Annotated in this window: 1 protein-coding gene; it reads right to left on the reverse strand. The window is 71.3% G+C overall.

Annotated elements, in window-relative coordinates:
- On the reverse strand, positions 1 to 2,820 hold a 2,820-nt coding region (locus V7Q31_RS18530; RefSeq protein WP_333835319.1), incomplete at both ends, for a hypothetical protein.

A 2,820-nucleotide genomic window follows, 5' to 3' on the forward strand; every position in this document is an offset into this window, starting at 1 on the left:
GAGAGCCGCCAGGCCAGCGTCACGCCCTCCGCCGAGAGCGGCGCGAGGAAGTCGATCTCGACGCGCTGGTCGCGGAAATCGGCGTCGTTGGTGTTGTCGGAGCCGAAGCGCAGCACCTGCGCCAGCGTCGCGCCGCCGTCGAAGCTGACGAGCACCTCGCCTGTCATGGCGTCGAACGGGCGCCAGTGGCTGTCGAAGGCGAGCGTCAGCGCGACCTGCTCCACCGCGCCCAGCGCCGGCAGCGCGAAGCCGAGATCGGTCCCGAGCGTGGCGAAGGCGGGCGCGGCGGCGGCCGGGCTGGTCCAGCCCGCCGCGTCGCCGTCGTCGAAGGTGTCGGTCAGCAGCGCGCCGCCCTCGGCCTCGACGATCACGGTCTTGGCGTCGCGGCTGACATTGCCCTCGGCGTCGGTCGCGACCAGCGTCAGCCGGTGCAGGCCGGGCTTGAGCGCGACCTCGAGCGGCGCGCCGTCGGTCTCGCCCAGCTTCTCGCCGTCGGCGTCGAACCACGCGTAGACCGTGGCGCGCGCCTCCAGCGAGGCCGAGGGGTCGAGCGCGACGGTCGCCTCAAGGCCCTCGGCCTCGACCACGAGCGTCCCGCCGGCCTTGGCGATGGTGATGGTCTCCGGCGCGCCGAGATCGAGGCCGGTGAAGGTCTCCTGATGGTCCACCCGCTCGAAGTAGCGGTCGAGGCCCACGAACTTGGTGTGGGTCGTCACCTCGCCGTTTTCGGGGTCGATCACCACCAGCCGCATGGCGCCGTTGCCGCCGCGCCCGCCGAGCGACGGGTCGCCGGCGCCGGTGATCTCGCCGGAGATGCCGTTCTGGTAGTTGACCATGATCTGCAGCACGGGGTTGTCGCCCGCCGCGAGGCTGGTCACGGTCTCGGCCCCGTCGAGGAAGTTGTGGCCGTTGAAGGTGAAGACGATGTTGGGATATTTCGACGCCAGCTCGCGCCACATGTCCTCGCCGTCGTTGACGTTGCGCGGGTTGGCGCGGATGGCGTAGCCCCAGCCGCCGTTCTCGCCGGTCAGCGGCTCGGTCGTCGGGTCCACGCGCTTGTCGCCGCCGTTCCACGAGTGGGTGTCGATGATCACGCGGTGGTCGAGATGGCCCTCGATCACCTCGCCCGCCCAGCGCAGCACGTCGTCGGGCGCGCCGAACTCCAGGCTGAGGATCAGCCAGTCGGTTCCGTCGGGCGCGGTCAGCGTCGTGAAGTGGTTGCGGATCGAGCCGGCGTAGTCCGAACCGTTGGCGAACGTGTCCTCGCCCACGTCGAAGCCGTCATAGGTCCCGCCGCCCTGCGCCGGCGTCGCGCCGACCTGCTCGGGGGTGAAATACGCGTCGATGTCGCTCTCGAAGCTGAACGCCGACGAGAAGCCCGGCCGCTGCTGGTCGTGGTTGCCCACCGCCAACGTGTAGCTCAGCTTGCCGTCGAGCTTCTCGATGGCGGCCTCCGCGATCTCCCACTGGCCCGGCGCGCCGAACTCCACGATGTCGCCGACATGGATCATGTGGGCGATGTTCAGGCTCTCCTGATGCGCCAGCAGCCAGTCGGCCATCTGGCCGAACAGCGCCCGCACCTCGGGGTTCGAGGTCGAGGTGTAGGACTGCGTGTCGGGCATCACCGCGAAGGTGTAGGCGTGCTCGCCCACCACGATGGCGCGGAAGCTCTCGGCGATGGCCGAACCGTCCGCCGCCAGCCCCGTGAGCACGAGGTCGGCGTGGCCGCGCGCCTGCGGGTCGAGGGTCAGCACGCCGTCCGCGATGGTCGCGGCCACCACGTCGCCGTCGGCGGTGGTCACGCTGAAGCCGCTCGCGCCGGGAAACAGCGCGGCGAGGTCGTAGGTCTGGGGCTGGCCCTCGCGCACCAGCGCGTCGAGCAGGCCGAAGACGCCGAGCGTCGGGGCCTCGGGCTCGGAGAGGTCCACGATCGCCACGTCGTCGAAGGACGCGCCGGCCGACTTCCACGCATAGACGCCGGCCTGACCGGCGCCGAGGTCGCGGTCCTCCACGGCCTCCGCAAAGATCGCGTGGCCGTCGATGTAGACCTGGATCGCGTCGTCCTCGCGCACCGCCATGAGCTCGAAGCTCTCGCCCGGCGTGTACACGGTGCGCACGCGGTTGAGGTAGCTCTCGTAGCCGTCCACCACCTTGACCAGCGTGGTCAGGTTGGCGTGGGCGTCGATCTCCAGCTTGTAGTGGTTGTCCTCGTCGATCCAGTTGAGCATGAAGCCGACGCCGCCCTCGGCGTCCGCCGCCGTCACGGTCGCGCGGATCATGTAGTCGTCGAGGCCCTTGTCGCCCTCCCAGAGCGCGTAGGTGCCCTTGTGCAGCGCGAACACGCCGTCGCCGAGCGGCGACCAGCCGCGCTGCCAGACGTCGGGGTTGGAGGCGCCGGCCCAGGTCAGTTCGCGGCTCCAGGCGCCCGACTGCTCGACCAGCGCGCCGTCCACCACCGCCCAGTCGGCCGGGCCGCCCAGCTCCGTCTCGTCCACGATGCGCCATCCGGCGAAGTCGCCGTCCTCGAAGCGGTCCGCCGCCACCAGCCGCTCGCCGGTCGCCACCTGCACCCGCACGCTGTCGACGCTGGCGCCGACCTGCGCGGTGAAGGTCGCACCCTCGGCGCCGACCTCGACCGAGACCAGTGCGCCGTCCGCGCCGAGGCCCGCCCACTGCGCCGCGCCCACCGACATGCGCGCGTCGAGCGTCGCGGTCTCCACGCCGTCGCCGTCGAAGTCGATCAGCCACTGGTCCGGACCGGCGTCGGCCTCGTCGGTCGGGCGGCGCACCACGATGTCGTCGAAGATCGCCGCGTCCATG

Source organism: Rubrimonas sp. (genome assembly GCF_036788415.1).
In the GTDB taxonomy this organism is placed as follows: Bacteria; Pseudomonadota; Alphaproteobacteria; order Rhodobacterales; family Rhodobacteraceae; genus Rubrimonas.